The sequence below is a fragment of the Streptomyces sp. NPDC091292 genome, assembly GCF_044757265.1.
Taxonomy (GTDB): domain Bacteria; phylum Actinomycetota; class Actinomycetes; order Streptomycetales; family Streptomycetaceae; genus Streptomyces.
On sequence record NZ_JBIVUQ010000002.1, the window covers coordinates 194152 to 208072 of the forward strand.

At 71.3% G+C, this 13921-nt stretch carries 14 protein-coding genes; 10 read left to right on the plus strand and 4 right to left on the minus strand.

The window, feature by feature from the left end; all coding sequences use genetic code 11:
* Positions 1-160 precede the first annotated feature (160 nt).
* The 4 genes from ACIQNU_RS08970 to ACIQNU_RS08985 all read left to right on the plus strand — a co-directional run bounded on the left by ACIQNU_RS08970 (position 161) and on the right by ACIQNU_RS08985 (position 4247).
* Positions 161-1570 (plus strand): DUF6421 family protein, encoded by a 1410-nt coding sequence (locus tag ACIQNU_RS08970; RefSeq protein WP_401363012.1) that lies wholly within the window; start codon positions 161-163, stop codon positions 1568-1570.
* A gap of 26 nt (positions 1571-1596) precedes the next feature.
* Complete coding sequence (locus ACIQNU_RS08975; RefSeq protein WP_401364213.1) at positions 1597-2346, plus strand: SDR family NAD(P)-dependent oxidoreductase; 750 nt, start codon at positions 1597-1599, stop codon at positions 2344-2346.
* Positions 2343-3428: a threonine aldolase family protein gene (locus tag ACIQNU_RS08980; RefSeq protein WP_401363015.1), complete on the plus strand. Its 1086-nt coding sequence runs from the start codon at positions 2343-2345 to the stop codon at positions 3426-3428. The genes ACIQNU_RS08975 and ACIQNU_RS08980 overlap by 4 nt, the downstream gene beginning before the upstream one ends.
* Positions 3429-3548: 120 nt before the next feature.
* A complete protein-coding gene (locus ACIQNU_RS08985; RefSeq protein WP_401363017.1) occupies positions 3549-4247 on the plus strand; it encodes a B3/4 domain-containing protein in 699 nt (232 codons plus the stop codon).
* Positions 4248-4295: 48 nt separating this feature from the next.
* On the opposite strand, the gene ACIQNU_RS08990 is transcribed toward ACIQNU_RS08985, so the two are convergent.
* A complete protein-coding gene (locus tag ACIQNU_RS08990) occupies positions 4296-5024 on the minus strand; it encodes a lysophospholipid acyltransferase family protein (RefSeq protein ID WP_401363020.1) in 729 nt (242 codons plus the stop codon).
* Positions 5025-5231: 207 nt separating this feature from the next.
* Positions 5232-5648 (minus strand): DUF4395 domain-containing protein, encoded by a 417-nt coding sequence (locus ACIQNU_RS08995; protein ID WP_401363023.1) that lies wholly within the window; start codon positions 5646-5648, stop codon positions 5232-5234.
* A 75-nt stretch (positions 5649-5723) separates the two neighbouring features.
* Between ACIQNU_RS08995 and ACIQNU_RS09000 the strand changes: the two genes are divergently transcribed.
* From ACIQNU_RS09000 to ACIQNU_RS09015, 4 genes are all read left to right on the plus strand, one after another.
* Positions 5724-6137, plus strand: a complete 414-nt coding sequence (locus ACIQNU_RS09000; protein WP_401363026.1) for a TlpA family protein disulfide reductase — start codon at positions 5724-5726, stop codon at positions 6135-6137.
* Between the two features lie 118 nt (positions 6138-6255).
* Positions 6256-6786, plus strand: a complete 531-nt coding sequence (locus ACIQNU_RS09005; protein WP_401363029.1) for a flavin reductase family protein — start codon at positions 6256-6258, stop codon at positions 6784-6786.
* 295 nt (positions 6787-7081) lie between these two features.
* The gene (locus ACIQNU_RS09010) at positions 7082-7867 is read left to right on the plus strand and encodes an electron transfer flavoprotein subunit beta/FixA family protein (RefSeq protein ID WP_401363032.1); all 786 of its coding nucleotides are present in this window, start codon (positions 7082-7084) and stop codon (positions 7865-7867) included.
* A 94-nt stretch (positions 7868-7961) separates the two neighbouring features.
* On the plus strand, positions 7962-8924 hold the full coding sequence (locus ACIQNU_RS09015) for an electron transfer flavoprotein subunit alpha/FixB family protein (RefSeq protein WP_401363035.1): 963 nt from the start codon (positions 7962-7964) through the stop codon (positions 8922-8924).
* A gap of 113 nt (positions 8925-9037) precedes the next feature.
* On the opposite strand, the gene ACIQNU_RS09020 is transcribed toward ACIQNU_RS09015, so the two are convergent.
* Positions 9038-9943: an endonuclease/exonuclease/phosphatase family protein gene (locus ACIQNU_RS09020; RefSeq protein ID WP_401363038.1), complete on the minus strand. Its 906-nt coding sequence runs from the start codon at positions 9941-9943 to the stop codon at positions 9038-9040.
* 234 nt (positions 9944-10177) lie between these two features.
* Here ACIQNU_RS09020 and ACIQNU_RS09025 point away from each other — a divergent pair, with 234 nt between their 5' ends.
* A complete protein-coding gene (locus tag ACIQNU_RS09025) occupies positions 10178-11467 on the plus strand; it encodes a DUF6986 family protein (protein WP_401363041.1) in 1290 nt (429 codons plus the stop codon).
* Between the two features lie 54 nt (positions 11468-11521).
* Here ACIQNU_RS09025 and ACIQNU_RS09030 read toward each other — a convergent pair whose 3' ends face one another.
* Positions 11522-12607, minus strand: coding sequence for a LacI family DNA-binding transcriptional regulator (locus tag ACIQNU_RS09030; protein WP_401363044.1), 1086 nt, complete (start codon positions 12605-12607; stop codon positions 11522-11524).
* Positions 12608-12697: 90 nt separating this feature from the next.
* On the opposite strand from ACIQNU_RS09030, the gene ACIQNU_RS09035 reads away from it, so the two are divergent.
* On the plus strand, positions 12698-13657 hold the full coding sequence (locus ACIQNU_RS09035) for an ROK family protein (protein ID WP_401363047.1): 960 nt from the start codon (positions 12698-12700) through the stop codon (positions 13655-13657).
* Positions 13658-13921: the final 264 nt, after the last annotated feature.

Below are 13921 nucleotides of genomic sequence, written 5' to 3' on the forward strand. Positions count from 1 at the left end.
GCCGCTCGTAGCAGAAGCATCCGCATCCCGGGCATCCGACAGGAAAAAGAGCGGTGAAGAGTGGGGTGGGGCAGGATAATTTGCCGAGCCCCCACTTGCTGCGGAGAAGCTTGCACGCATACGGTGTCTTGACGGAAGTTTCTCCGGTGGAGGGTGAGAGATGACGGAAATTCTTGTGCAGGCGGGTCCGGAGGGGCGTATATCCCGTGCGGAGCAGAGCACGGAGCGCATCGTGGAGCACCCGGCGTGGCCCCTGCTCAAGGATGCCGTGGAGCAGATCCGGCCCTGGCAGTCCAAGGACGGATCGATCGACTTCGCCGCCGAGGGCGCACCGGCCGTCGCCGACGCCGAGCGGGCCGTCGCGCGCGTGAGCGCCGCGGTCGGCGAGCTGTCCCCGCTGCTGCCGCACGACGCCGCCTACCACACCGCCCTCGTCACCGATCTGCGCCGCTGGGCCGACGGCGGTTTCGCGGTCCCCGACTTCCTCGACTCACTGCTCGCGTTCCAGCCCGCCGCACACCGCGAGGACGGCCTCCAGCACCTGGTCGTCTTCCCGATGTACACGCAGAACGGCAACCCGGACCGCAATCTCGAAGCGGTCGTCCTGCGCATGGTGTGGCCCGACTGGCTGGCCGAGCTGGAGCGCACCCGCTACGACAACCCGCTCTACTGCGGCATCACCTTCGAGGACTTCACCTCCGGGTACGACACCAACTCGGCCGTCCTCTTCCCCGAGACGATCGCCGTGCGCGAGGCGCCCGAGCGGTTCTCCTGGGGCGGCATCTTCTGCGACCGCGAGGCCGCCCGCTTCCGGCGCGTCACCACCGCCGCCGTCGACATCCTGGGCCTCGACCTCCCCGACGACATCCGCGAGCTGATCGCCGACCAGGAGCGCTGCCAGGAGGCGTTCGTCCTGTGGGACATGGTCCACGACCGCACCCACAGCCATGGCGACCTGCCCTTCGACCCGTTCATGATCAAGCAGCGCCAGCCGTTCTGGATGTACGGCCTGGAGGAGCTGCGCTGCGACCTGACCGCCTTCAAGGAGGCCGTGAAGCTGGCCGACGACGGCTTCCCGCAGGGCCGCGACGTGCAGTACGCGGTGCTGTTCGACCGCATGTTCCGCTTCCCCGTCACCGGCGACCGCGTCCGCAACTACGACGGACTCGGCGGCCAGCTCCTCTTCGCCTACCTCCACCAGCACGACGTGGTGCGCTGGACCGACAACAAGCTGCACATCGACTGGGACCGCGCCCCGCAGGTCACCAACCAGCTCTGCGCCGAGATCGAGAAGCTCTACCGCGACGGCATCGACCGGCCCAAGATCGTCCACTGGTTCGCCGGCTACGAGCTGGTCGCGAGCCATCTCTCGCCCCACCCCGGCTCCCGCTGGGCCAAGGGCCCCGACGCCCTCGACCTGACGCAGCCGCCCCGCAAGCTCGTGGACGACGTGCTTCCGGACGAGTTTCCCCTGAGCATGTTCTATGAGGCGCTCGCCAAGAAGCTGAAGAACGTGATCGCCTCGACCAAGGGCATCACCGCGTCGACCCCCGAAGGGATCGCCGCGTGAGCCAGGGCAGCCCGGAGGTGGAGACGATGGACGGCGACAGCGCGCTCAGCGGCGCCGTGGTCGCGGTGGCCGGAGCGGCGGGCCCGGCGGGCCGGGCCACTCTCCTGCGCCTCGCCGAGGCCGGGGCCACCGTGGTCGGCGCCGACGCGGACCCGGCCCGGCTCGCCGAGGCCGTGGACGCCGCGCGGTACGCACACGGCGGCTGCACGGTGACGGGCGACACCGTCGACCTCCTCGATCTGCGGGCCACCAAGGACTGGGCCGCGCGGATCGAGAAGGACTTCGGACGCGTCGACGGACTCGTCCACCTCGTCGGCGGCTGGCGCGGCAGCGCCTCCTTCGCCGACACCGACCTCGCGGACTGGGACTTCCTGGAGAAGCTCCTCATCCGGACCGTCCAGCACACCTCACTCGCCTTCCAGGAACCGCTCCGGCGCAGCGGAATCGGCCGCTACGTCCTGATCAGCGCCGCCGGAGCCAGCAGGCCCACCGCGGGCAACGCGGCGTACGCGGCGGCCAAGGCGGCGGCCGAGGCGTGGACGCTCGCCCTCGGGGACGACTTCCGCAAGGCGGGGGGCGACGAGGGCCCCCGCGCGGCGGCTGCCATCCTGGTGGTGAAGGCGCTGGTCCACGACGCGATGCGCGCCGAACGACCCCACGCGAAGTTCGCGGGCTTCACCGACGTGAAGGAGCTGGCCGAGGCCATCGCCGGAGTCTGGGAGCGGCCCGCCCGGGAAGTGAACGGAAACCGTCTGTGGCTGACCGAGAAGCCGTGAACCCTCCGAAGACCGACGCGCGACGCCATCACGACCCGGAGGTCCGCGGCTTCGCCAGCGACAACTACGCCGGCGGCCACCCGGAGGTCGTCGCCGCCCTGGGCCTGGCCAACGGCGGGCATCAGGTGGCGTACGGCGAGGACGACTACACCCACCACCTCCAGCAGATCGTCCGCGGACACTTCGGCGCGAGCGCCGAGGCGTACCCGGTGTTCAACGGCACCGGCGCCAATGTCGTCGCCCTCCAGGCCGTCACCGACCGCTGGGGAGCAGTGATCTGTGCCGAGAGCGCCCATATCAACGTGGACGAGTGCGGGGCGCCCGAGCGGGTCGGCGGGCTCAAGCTGCTCACGGTGCCCACACCGGACGGCAAGCTGACGCCGGAGCTGATCGACCGGCAGGCGTTCGGCTGGGACGACGAACACCGGGCCATGCCGCAGGTCGTGTCGCTCGCCCAGAACACCGAACTCGGCACCGTCTACACGCCCGACGAGATCCGCGCGATCTGCGACCACGCCCACCAGCACGGCATGAAGGTGCACCTCGACGGCGCCCGGATAGCCAACGCCGCCGCGTCCCTCGACGTCCCGATGCGGGCCTTCACCAACGCGGTCGGCGTCGACATCCTCTCCCTCGGCGGCACCAAGAACGGCGCACTCTTCGGTGAAGCCGTCGTCGTGCTCGACCCCGGCGCCGTCAGCCATATGAAGCATCTGCGCAAGCTGTCCATGCAGCTCGCCTCCAAGATGCGTTTCGTCTCCGTCCAACTGGAAGCACTGCTCGCCAAAGACCTCTGGCTGCGCAACGCCCGGCACGCCAACGAGATGGCCCAGCGGCTCGCCGAGGGCGTCCGCGCGGTGCACGGCGTCGAGATCCTTCATCCCGTCCAGGCCAACGCGGTCTTCGCCCGCCTCCCGCACGACGTCAGCGAACGCCTCCAGAAGCGCTACCGCTTCTACTTCTGGGACGAGGCGGCCGGCGACGTCCGCTGGATGTGCTCCTTCGACACCCGCGCGGAGGACGTCGACGGCTTCGTCGCCGCCCTCAAGGAGGAGATGGCCCGCCAGGGCGAGAAGCCCTAGTCCAGCAGGATGGACTGTCCAGTCCTGTATGCTGCACCAAATCCGGGCGTGTGCTCCGACCGAGCCGCGCCCGGACTCGGCATTCCACGCAGCACGCACTCCCAGCAGGCAAGGCGGACCATGACTCCCACGCTCACCGTGTCCGACGAGGTGCGCGCCCTCACGCCCGGCTTCACCCATGTCGTCGTCGAGGCGTACGGGCTGGTCAACGGCCCCAGCACGGACGGCACATCGGCACTCCTCGACGACGCGGCCCGCCGCCTCACGGCCCGCCTGGACGGCCGCGCCCCGCACGAGGACCCGCACATGGCCGCGTGGCGCGCCGCGTACACGGCGTTCGGCGCCAAGCCATCCCGTACCCGCAACTCCGCCGAAGCGCTCGCCAAGCGGGCCCTGTCCGACGCCGGACTGCCCCGGATCAATGCTCTCGTCGACGTGTACAACGCGATCAGCGTCGCCCACCTCGTCCCGGTCGGCGGCGAGGACGCGGACCACATCGCCGGCGCGATGAGGCTCGTGCGCGCCACCGGGGACGAGGAGTTCGCCACCGCAGCCGGCGGCGAACCGGCCGTCGAGCACCCCGAGCCGGGGGAGGTCGTCTGGCGCGACGACGCCGGAGTGACCTGCCGCCGCTGGAACTGGCGCCAGGGAGTGCGCACCCGACTCACCGAGGCGTCGGTCTCCGCACTGTTCCTCCTGGAGGGCCTGCCTCCGATGCCCGTGCCCGACCTGGCCGCGGCGGGCGCCGAACTCGCCGAACTCGTCGAGAAGTTCAGCCCCGGCGCACGGATCACGGTGCACGCGCCCGACCAAGGCTGACGGTACGACGAGGGCCCGGCCACACCGTGGCCGGGCCCTGCTCCGTCGTCAGCCCTTCTCGGCCGCCCGCACCGCCTCGGGCGTCGGCGCCGTGCCGCCGAGGTGCGCCGGCATCCACCAGGTGTCGTCCGGCCCCTTGGGGCGTACGGGATAGGCGCGCTGGGCCGCTTCGAGCAACTCCTGCACCCGCTCGCGCAACCGGCGGGTGATCGCGCCCGCGTACTGGTCGCGCGGGGCCTCCAACGGCTTGCCGATCCGCATCGTCACGGGGATGTGATGGCGCCGGAAGTTGCGCGGGTGCCCCTTCGTCCACAGTCGCTGGGTGCCCCACAGCGCCATCGGGACGAGCGGCACGCCCGCCTCCTGGGCCAGCCGCGCGGCACCGGACTTGAAGCTCTTGAGCGTGAACGACTGCGAGATCGTCGCCTCGGGGAACACCCCGACGACCTCGCCCGACCGCAGCGACTCCAAGGCGTGCGCGAAGGCAGCCTCACCCTGCTTGCGGTCGACGGGAATGTGCTTCATTCCGCGCATCAGCGGACCCGACACCTTGTTCCGGAACACGGACTCTTTTGCCATGAACCGGACGAGACGTTTCTGCGGGAGGGCCGCGAGCCCGTTGAAGATGAAGTCGAGATAGCTGATGTGGTTGCTGACCAGCACCGCACCGCCCGAACGCGGAATGTTCTCCGAACCCTTGCAGTCGATCTTCAGGTCGAGCGCCTTGAACATGGTGAGGGCCATGCCGATGACGGGACGGTAGACGAGCTCTGCCATGGGCGAGGAGGACCCTTCTCTCTGCCTGGGGAGGGGTCTCCCGGCGGGAAGTTACGCAGCCGTAGGTTTGCGGCCTGCGCAGATCGTGCCCCAAGAACGAACGGGTAGCCAGTCCTGGTGCCCGCGGAGCGCGAGATTCTCGTCACGTTCCCGACACATACCGTTCCCGCTGGTCCCGCCGTTCTCACCCCACCCGTGCCGACGCCCTCACCCCACCCGTGCCGAACCGCGCCGCACCAGCAGATACGCCTCGCACCCGAGGCAGTAGGCGAACGCCGCGTTCAGGAAGGCCGCCGCCAGTGCGCACGCCGTAGCCGCGAGTCCCAGCCACTCCGGTCCGACCGCGTATCCGATCAGCCCGAGCACGGCGAAGACCAGACCCACCGCCTGGGCGAAGCGGGGCGGTTCGGGCGCCTCGAACTCCGTCGGCGGCCCGATCCGCGGCCGTACGACCGTCCGGAACAACCAGCCGTACGGGGAACGCGCCACGCCACCCGCGGCGCCCAGTGCGAAGCAGAGTGTCTGCCAGACCAGCGGCCAGACGTTGCCGGTGATGAGGACGACCGCCAGTACGGCCGTCGTCACCGCGGCCCCGAACCGCGGTCCTCTCGCGTCGATGTCCATGAATCAAGCATTCCGTATCACCGGTCCCCGGGGGCGCCGGGAATCTTTGCGGTCTCGTGAACGCTGATGCCGGGGATGACTGGACTCGTGGTGTGCATGGCGGTGCTCGCGCTGGCGGCGGCGTACGGAGCCGTGCACCGGCGCCGGAGCGGGAGGGTGAGAGTGCGCGGACGCGACGGCGGGAAGCAACTCGGTACGGCGGAGCTGGGCGAGAGCCTGGGGGAGCGCGCGACCCTCGTACAGTTCTCCAGCGCCTTCTGCCAGCCCTGCCGTGCGACCCGACGGGTGCTCGGCGAGGTCGCCGGGATGGTGCCCGGAGTGCGGCATGTGGAGATCGACGCCGAGGACCGACTCGACCTCGTGCGCGCCCTGGACATCCTGAAGACCCCCACGGTCCTGGTGCTCGACGCGGACGGCCGGATCGTCCGGCGCGCCACCGGCCAGCCCCGCAAGGCCGATGTGATCGCCGCTCTCGGCGAGGCCGTATGAGCCGCCCCGGACGCCGGGTGCTCGCGGTGACGCATCTCCCAGATGGCGAACGGCACTTGACTGCGCGTAACACCTATCGTCAGCCTGACTCTGTGCCCCCGGAACTCCTGGCCGTCGCATGACGGCCGCGCCCGACACCGGCCCCGCCCGGCTCGCGCCCCAGGTGACCCCGCCGGGATCGTCCGACCTCCTGCGCTCCGTCTTCCGCCGGCACGCCGCCGGTGTCGCAGTGATCACCGCTCTCGGTCCTTCGGGCCCCGCCGGCTTCACGGCGACCTCGCTCACCTCGGTCTCGGCCGAACCCCCGCTGCTGTCCTTCGGGATCGGTACGGGCGCCTCCAGTTGGCCCGCGGTCGCCGACGCCACCCATGTGGGCGTCCATCTGCTCGGTGACCACCAGCGCGATCTCGCCGCCACGTTCGCCCGCAGCGGCGCCGACCGCTTCGGCCCGCCCACCCGTTGGCGCACCGGCCCCGAGGGCGTCCCCCTGCTCGACGGCGTACCCGCCTGGCTCGTCTGCCGCGTCCGCGCGCGGGTGCCCGCCGGCGACCACCGCCTCGTGATCGCCGAGGTCCTCACCGGCGACCCGACGGGTCCCGGACGCCCCCTGCTGTACCACCAGGGCCGCTACACATCGCTCCCGGACTGAGCCGGGCCGAGCCGGGCCGAGCCGGACCGAGGAGTCCCCTCCCGGACCGGAACCGCTGCTGCTCCCCGCTGCTCGCGTGTCGCCCATGCCATGCCGCGCCTGTGACATCACTGGTTACGCAGCGTTGCGAACGTCACAGTTCAAAGCGCTTGCTCAGGGGGAATGATGTGGGTGTACTGGTGAGTAATATTTCGGCGGGTGCGTGGATCGACTCCGACCGGGATCCGCCGCTCCAGGCGCCTATGCTGCCTGGAAGAAGGCAGCTCAGAAATGACGATGCAGTAGGAGAGCCGGCGTGAGCTTGAGGATCGTTGTCTGTGTGAAGTACGTGCCCGACGCCACCGGTGACCGGCATTTCGCCGATGACCTCACCTTGGACCGCGACGACGTGGACGGTCTGCTGTCGGAGCTGGACGAGTACGCGGTCGAGCAGGCGCTGCAGATCGCCGACGAGGCCGACGATGCCGAGATCACCGTTCTCACCGTCGGCCCCGAGGACGCGAAGGACGCGCTGCGCAAGGCGCTGTCGATGGGCGCCGACAAGGCGGTCCACGTCGAGGACGACGACCTGCACGGTACGGACGCGCTGGGCACCTCGCTGGTGCTGGCGAAGGCGATCGAGAAGACCGGCTACGACCTGGTGATCTGCGGCATGGCGTCCACCGACGGCACCATGGGCGTGCTCCCGGCCATCCTCGCCGAACGCCTCGGCGTCCCCCAGGTCACGCTGCTCTCCGAGGTCTCCGTCGAGGACGGCACCGTCAAGGGCCGCCGCGACGGCGACACGGCATCCGAGCAGCTGGAGGCGCAGCTTCCGGCGGTCGTGTCGGTGACGGACCAGTCGGGTGAGGCGCGCTACCCGTCGTTCAAGGGGATCATGGCGGCGAAGAAGAAGCCGGTGCAGTCACTGGACCTGGAGGACCTGGAGATCGACGCCGACGAGGTCGGTCTCGGCGGCTCCTGGACCAAGGTCGACTCGGCGGCGCAGCGCCCGGCGCGGACCGCGGGCACGGTCGTCAAGGACGAGGGCGAGGGCGGCAAGCAGCTCGCCGAGTTCCTCGCGGGCCAGAAGTTCATCTAGGCCCCCCAGGACGTACGGGCCACCAGACCCCGAGGCCCGCCCCACCCCCTTTCGCCGCCCCCTCAGACTTCGCAATCCGCAGGAGAGCATTCCCATGGCTGAAGTTCTCGTCTACGTCGATCACCTGGACGGTGCCGTCCGCAAGCCCACCCTGGAGCTGCTGACGCTGGCCCGCCGCATCGGTGAGCCGGTCGCCGTCGCCCTCGGCCCCGGTGCCGAGAGCACCGCTTCCGCGCTCGCCGAGCACGGCGCCGTGAAGGTCCTCACGCACGACGCCCCCGAGTACGCCGACTACCTGGTCGTACCGAAGGTCGACGCACTCCAGGCCGCGTACGACGCCGTGTCGCCGGCCGCCGTGCTCGTCCCGTCCTCCGCCGAGGGCAAGGAGATCGCCGCTCGCCTCGCCGTGCGCATCGGCTCGGGCATCATCACCGACGCCGTCGACCTGGAGGCCGGCGACGAGGGTCCGGTCGCCACGCAGTCGGCGTTCGCCGCCGCTTTCACCACCAAGTCCCGGGTCAGCAAGGGCACTCCGGTCATCACCGTCAAGCCGAACTCCGCCCCCGTCGAGGCCGCCCCGGCCGCCGGCGCGGTGGAGGCCCTGTCGGTGACGTTCGGTGCGCTGGCGACCGGTACGAAGGTCACCGCGCGCACGCCCCGGGAGTCGACGGGCCGTCCCGAGCTGACCGAGGCCGCGATCGTGGTCTCGGGTGGCCGGGGCGTCAACGGCGCGGAGAACTTCGGGATCATCGAGGCGCTGGCCGACTCGCTGGGCGCGGCCGTCGGCGCCTCGCGGGCAGCGGTCGACGCGGGCTGGTACCCGCACTCGAACCAGGTCGGCCAGACCGGTAAGTCCGTGTCGCCGCAGCTCTACATCGCCAACGGCATCTCGGGCGCGATCCAGCACCGGGCCGGTATGCAGACGTCGAAGACGATCGTCGCCGTCAACAAGGACGCCGAGGCCCCGATCTTCGACCTCGTCGACTACGGCGTGGTCGGTGACCTCTTCGAGGTCGTCCCGCAGCTCACCGAGGAGATCAAGGCCCGCAAGGGCTGAGCACCCACCGCGCACGAGGCCCCCACGACCGCACCGGTCGGCGGGGGCCTCGGCTCGTCCAGGGCGCCTACGGGCTCCTACCGGCGCTCGTACGAGCCCCTGAGCGCCGGACGTCACAGGGTCAGCGACGCCTGCACCGGAAGGTGATCGCTCGGGAACTGGCCGCCGGACGAGAACGCGTTGATCGACGCCCGGTGCACCGTCACCCCGGGCGTGGCGAGAATCCAGTCGATCCGCTCACCGTCCGGCACGAGCGGCCGGTACCCGTGGAACGTCGCGTACAGCGCGCTGCGCTCGGCCGCCGTGTCCCAGGTGTCCGCCAGGCCCGCGCCGAGCATCGTGTCGTAGACCGGATTCCCGTGCGCCGGCACATTGAAGTCGCCCGTCACCACGAGCGGCAGGGAACGATCGAGACCGGCGATCCGTTCGGCGATCAGGGACGCGGCACGCGCGCGTGCGTGCTGACTGGCGTTGTCGAGATGGGTGTCCAGGAAGTAGAACTCCCGCCCGGCATCGCGCAGATCGCGGAACCGCACCCAGGTCACCATGCGGATGGAGCCGCCGCCCCAGGTGTTGGACCCGATCACGTCGGGCGTGTCGGAGAGCCAGTAGTGCTCGTAGGAGACGGGCTCGACGCGGCGCGTGTCGTAGAAGACCGCCATGAACTCGTCGCGGCTGCCGCCCGCACGGCCGGTGCCGATCCAGTCGTAGCGCGCCCCCAGATCGGCCTCGATGTCCCGCACCTGCTGGTACAGGCCCTCCTGGGTACCGATCACCTGAGGCCGCTCGCGGCGCAGCAACTCCCGCACCACGGGCCGGCGCCGCGCCCAACTGTTCGGCTCGGTGGCGCTCGCGTAGCGCAGGTTGAACGACATGACGTCCAGGCGGCGGTCCGTGCGCCCGGTCGCCGCCGAGGCGGGAGCGGCGGACAGTGCTGTACTGGACAGGGGACCGGCGACCGCCGCCGCCACGGCGGTCTTGAGCCCCAGACGGCGCGTCACTCGGCTGGTGTTCGGCATGCGTGCTCCTTCGGTCGGGGGTCACGAAGCGGGTCACGAAGCGGGTCGGGACGAACGGGGTGCACGATGCAGCGTGCGACCGCAGTGTCGAAGAGGGAACCGAGACGGGAGTGAACACGCCGGGTGCCGGAAGTGTCCCGTACGCCAAGCGGGTGTTGACCGGCGCGAAGGTCCCTGGATAACTTCACCATACGGATTTAAGATTCCGTACATCGGAAAACAGGAGGGTGTGGGATGGGTCAGCAGGAGAAGGTGGCGACGAGCATCGCGGGCACGGTCAGCGAGAGCGTCAGCGCCTCCCTCGCCCCGGTCGACGCGGAGCTGGAGCGGCGCTACCCCGGCGACCCGGGCACCCGCCAGCCCGTCCACACCGTGTACGTCCCCGCCGACGACTTCGCCGCGGACACCCTCCGCACCTGGGGCGACCGGGCGCTGCGCGCGCTCGACGAACACGCCCCGGACGCCGCCGCCTTCGCCGCCGTCCTCGGCATCGGCGACGACCTCGCGGAGCCCGTCCACGCGCGCGTGCGCGCCAAACTGGAACGCGAACCGGTGGAAGACCTGCGGATCGACTTCGAGGACGGCTACGGCCGGCGCCCCGACGCCGAGGAGGACCAGGCAGCGGCCCGCGCGGCCCGGCTCGTCGCCGAGGCGTACGAGAACGGCACCGCGGCCCCGTACATGGGCATCCGCATGAAGTGCATGGAGGCGGCGGTACGCGACCGGGGCATCCGCACCCTCGACATCTTCCTCACCGGACTGATGGCGGCCGGCGGTCTGCCCGACGGGCTCGTCCTCACCCTGCCGAAGGTCACGTACGCCGAGCAGGTCACCGCCATGGTCCGGCTCCTGGAGGAGTTCGAGAAGGCGCGCGGCCTGGAGCCGGGCCGGATCGGCTTCGAGATCCAGATCGAGACCAGCCAGTCCATCCTGGCCACCGACGGCACCGCGACCGTCGCCCGAATGATCCAGGCCGCCGACGGCCGCGCCACCGGACTGCACTACGGCACCTTCGACTACAGCGCCTGTCTCGGCGTCAGCGCCGCCCACCAGGCGAGCGACCATCCCGCCGCCGACCACGCCAAGGCGATCATGCAGGTCGCCGCCGCGGGCACCGGGGTCCGGGTCTGCGACGGCTCCACCAACGTCCTGCCCGTCGGCCCCACCGCCCAGGTCCACGACGCCTGGCGGCTGCACTACGGCCTCACCCGCCGCGCCCTGGCCCGCGCCTACTACCAGGGCTGGGACATGCACCCCGGCCACCTCCCCACCCGGTACGCCGCCGTCTTCGCCTTCTACCGCGAGGGCTACGAACAGGCCGCCGCCCGCCTCGCCGCCTACGCCGACCGGACCGGCGGCGACGTCATGGACGAGCCCGCGACCGCGAAGGCGCTCAGCGGCTATCTGCTGCGCGGCCTCGACTGCGGCGCCCTCGACACCGACGAGGTCACCCGGCTCACCGGCCTCGACCGCGCGGGCCTGGAGGGCTTCGCCTCCCCGCGCCGCGGCGATCTCACGCTCTGACGGGAACCGGGGCCGACATACGGAAGCGGGCCGCCGCCGGAGTGGCGCGGCGCCTCAGGCCGAGGGCGGGACCTCGCCCGAGCCCCGGGTGATGAGCCGGGTCGGGAGTTCGATCCGCTCGGGCGCCATGGACGCGCCGTCGAGCTGGCGGAAGAGGCGCTCCGCCGCCGTGCGGCCGAGCTGGGCCGCGTCCTGCGCGACCACCGTGACCCCGGGCTTCAGCAGATCGGCCAGCTCGATGTCGTCGAAGCCGACCAGGGCGACCGGCCGCTCCCGCTCGGCGAGCACCCGGACGACCGTCACCGTCACCCGGTTGTTGCCCGCGAAGATCGCCGTGACCGGCTCGGGGCCCGACAGCATCGCGTCCGTCGCCGCCCGCACCCGCTCCGGCACCGTGAGCCCCAGGGACATCCAGGCGTCCTCGACCACGATGCCCGCGTCGTCCATGGCCGCGCGATAGCCCCGCAGCCGCTCGGCCGCCGTGTGGATACGCGGCTGGTCACCGATGAAACCGATCCTGCGGTGACCATGGGCGATGAGGTGGGCCACGCCCGCGCGCGCACCGCCGTAGCTGTCCGAGAGGACCATGTCCGCGTCGATCCGGCCGGGCGGCCGGTCCACGAACACCGTGGCGATGCCCGCCTTGATCTCCGGCTCCAGATAGCGGTGGTCGTCACCGGCCGGGATCACCACCAGACCGTCGACCCGGCGCGCGCACAGGGCGAGCACCAGCTCCTGCTCCCGGTCCGGGTCCTCGGCGCTCGACCCGTTGATGAGCAGGGCGCCATGCGCACGGGCGACCTCCTCGACGGCGCGGCTCAGCGGGCCGTAGAACGGGTCGGCCAGATCCTCCAGGACCAGGCCGATACTCGCCGTACGCCCCTTGCGCAGCACGCGCGCGCTGTCGTTGCGCCGGAAGCCCAGCGCGTCGATGGCCTCCTGGACCCGGCGCTCGGTGTCCGGGGTCACTCCCGGCTCTCCGTTGACCACGCGCGAGACCGTTTTCAGGCCGACTCCCGCGCGCGCGGCGACGTCCTTCATGGTCGGACGGTTGCCATAACGGTTCTCGGATCGGCGGGCGATCTCGGCCACGATGCGCTGTCCTGTCCTGTCGTCCGGGATGGTAGGAAGATGTGGCATCGAGCATAGAGCCTGGACAACGTTGTCAGATGCGGGAGAGACTGTCCATCGCATTCTGCGGACTGCCCTTCACCAGGAGATCTGACACTGATGCACACCGACCTCGTCGCCGCGCTCGACATCGGCGGAACCAAGATCGCCGGAGCCCTCGTGGACGACCGGGGACAGATCCTGCTCCGGGCACAGCGGTCCACGCCCGCGCGGGAGGACGGCGACACCGTGATGCGGGCCGCCGACGCGGTCCTCGGCGAACTGGCCGCATCCCCCCTGTGGGCGTCGGCGCGGGCCGTCGGGATCGGCAGCGCGGGACCCGTGGACGCGTCGAAGGGAACCGTCAGCCCGGTGAACGTACCCGGCTGGCGTGACTACCCACTGGTCGACCGCGTGCGCTCCGCGACCGGCGGGCTGCCCGTCGAACTGATCGGCGACGGCGTCGCGATCACGGCTGCCGAGCACTGGCAGGGCGCCGCACGCGGCCACGACAACGCGCTGTGCATGGTCGTCTCGACCGGCGTCGGCGGCGGACTCGTCCTCGGCGGCAAGCTGCACCCGGGGCCGACGGGCAACGCCGGTCACATCGGGCACATCAGCGTCGACCTCGACGGGGACCCCTGCCCGTGCGGTGCCCGCGGCTGCGTCGAACGCATCGCGAGCGGGCCGAACATCGCGCGCCGCGCCCTGGACGGCGGCTGGCGCCCCGGGCCCGACGGCGACACTTCGGCCGCCGCGGTCGCCGAGGCCGCGCGCGCGGGCGACCCGGTGGCGCTCGCGTCCTTCGCGCGCGCCGCCCAGGCGCTCGCCGCGGGCATCGCCGCCACCGCGACGCTCGTCGAGATCGACATCGCGGTGATCGGCGGGGGAGTGGCGAAGGCCGGCGAGGTCCTGTTCGCGCCCCTGCGCCGGTCCTTGCGCGACTACGCCACGCTGTCCTTCGTGCAGCGCCTCACGGTGGCGCCCGCGACCATGGGCACGGACGCCGGGCTGGTCGGTGCGGCTGCGGCGGCGCTGAGCGGGCCGAGCCGGGCGACGGCCGCCAGGGTCGGAGGGTGAGACCGGAGCGGTGATCGCTGGTCGGGGGTCGGTGATCGCTGGTCGGTGATCAGGGCGCTGAATCCGGAGCGGTGCTCCACGAGTCAGGTCCGTGATCGGTGATCGGTGATCGGTGATCCGTGATGCGTGGTCCGTGGGCCGTGGGCCGTGTTGCGTGATGCGCGATCTGAAGCGGGAGCGGTGCTCCGGCGGTCCCGTGGTCGGCGGTGCATGGCGCGGGGGTGGACGCCGACCGGCATCCGTCCCCGCGCCATGCCCTGCTCC

Coding starts and splice junctions, on each gene's coding strand:
- ACIQNU_RS09025 (WP_401363041.1), top strand. CDS start 10,178: ATGGGTCAGCAGGAGAAGGTGGCGACGAGCATCGCGGGCACGGTCAGC.
- ACIQNU_RS08995 (WP_401363023.1), bottom strand. CDS start 5,648: ATGGACATCGACGCGAGAGGACCGCGGTTCGGGGCCGCGGTGACGACG.
- ACIQNU_RS09030 (WP_401363044.1), bottom strand. CDS start 12,607: ATGCCACATCTTCCTACCATCCCGGACGACAGGACAGGACAGCGCATC.
- ACIQNU_RS08970 (WP_401363012.1), top strand. CDS start 161: ATGACGGAAATTCTTGTGCAGGCGGGTCCGGAGGGGCGTATATCCCGT.
- ACIQNU_RS09015 (WP_401363035.1), top strand. CDS start 7,962: ATGGCTGAAGTTCTCGTCTACGTCGATCACCTGGACGGTGCCGTCCGC.
- ACIQNU_RS08990 (WP_401363020.1), bottom strand. CDS start 5,024: ATGGCAGAGCTCGTCTACCGTCCCGTCATCGGCATGGCCCTCACCATG.
- ACIQNU_RS09020 (WP_401363038.1), bottom strand. CDS start 9,943: ATGCCGAACACCAGCCGAGTGACGCGCCGTCTGGGGCTCAAGACCGCC.
- ACIQNU_RS09005 (WP_401363029.1), top strand. CDS start 6,256: ATGACGGCCGCGCCCGACACCGGCCCCGCCCGGCTCGCGCCCCAGGTG.
- ACIQNU_RS09035 (WP_401363047.1), top strand. CDS start 12,698: ATGCACACCGACCTCGTCGCCGCGCTCGACATCGGCGGAACCAAGATC.
- ACIQNU_RS08985 (WP_401363017.1), top strand. CDS start 3,549: ATGACTCCCACGCTCACCGTGTCCGACGAGGTGCGCGCCCTCACGCCC.
- ACIQNU_RS08975 (WP_401364213.1), top strand. CDS start 1,597: ATGGACGGCGACAGCGCGCTCAGCGGCGCCGTGGTCGCGGTGGCCGGA.
- ACIQNU_RS09000 (WP_401363026.1), top strand. CDS start 5,724: ATGACTGGACTCGTGGTGTGCATGGCGGTGCTCGCGCTGGCGGCGGCG.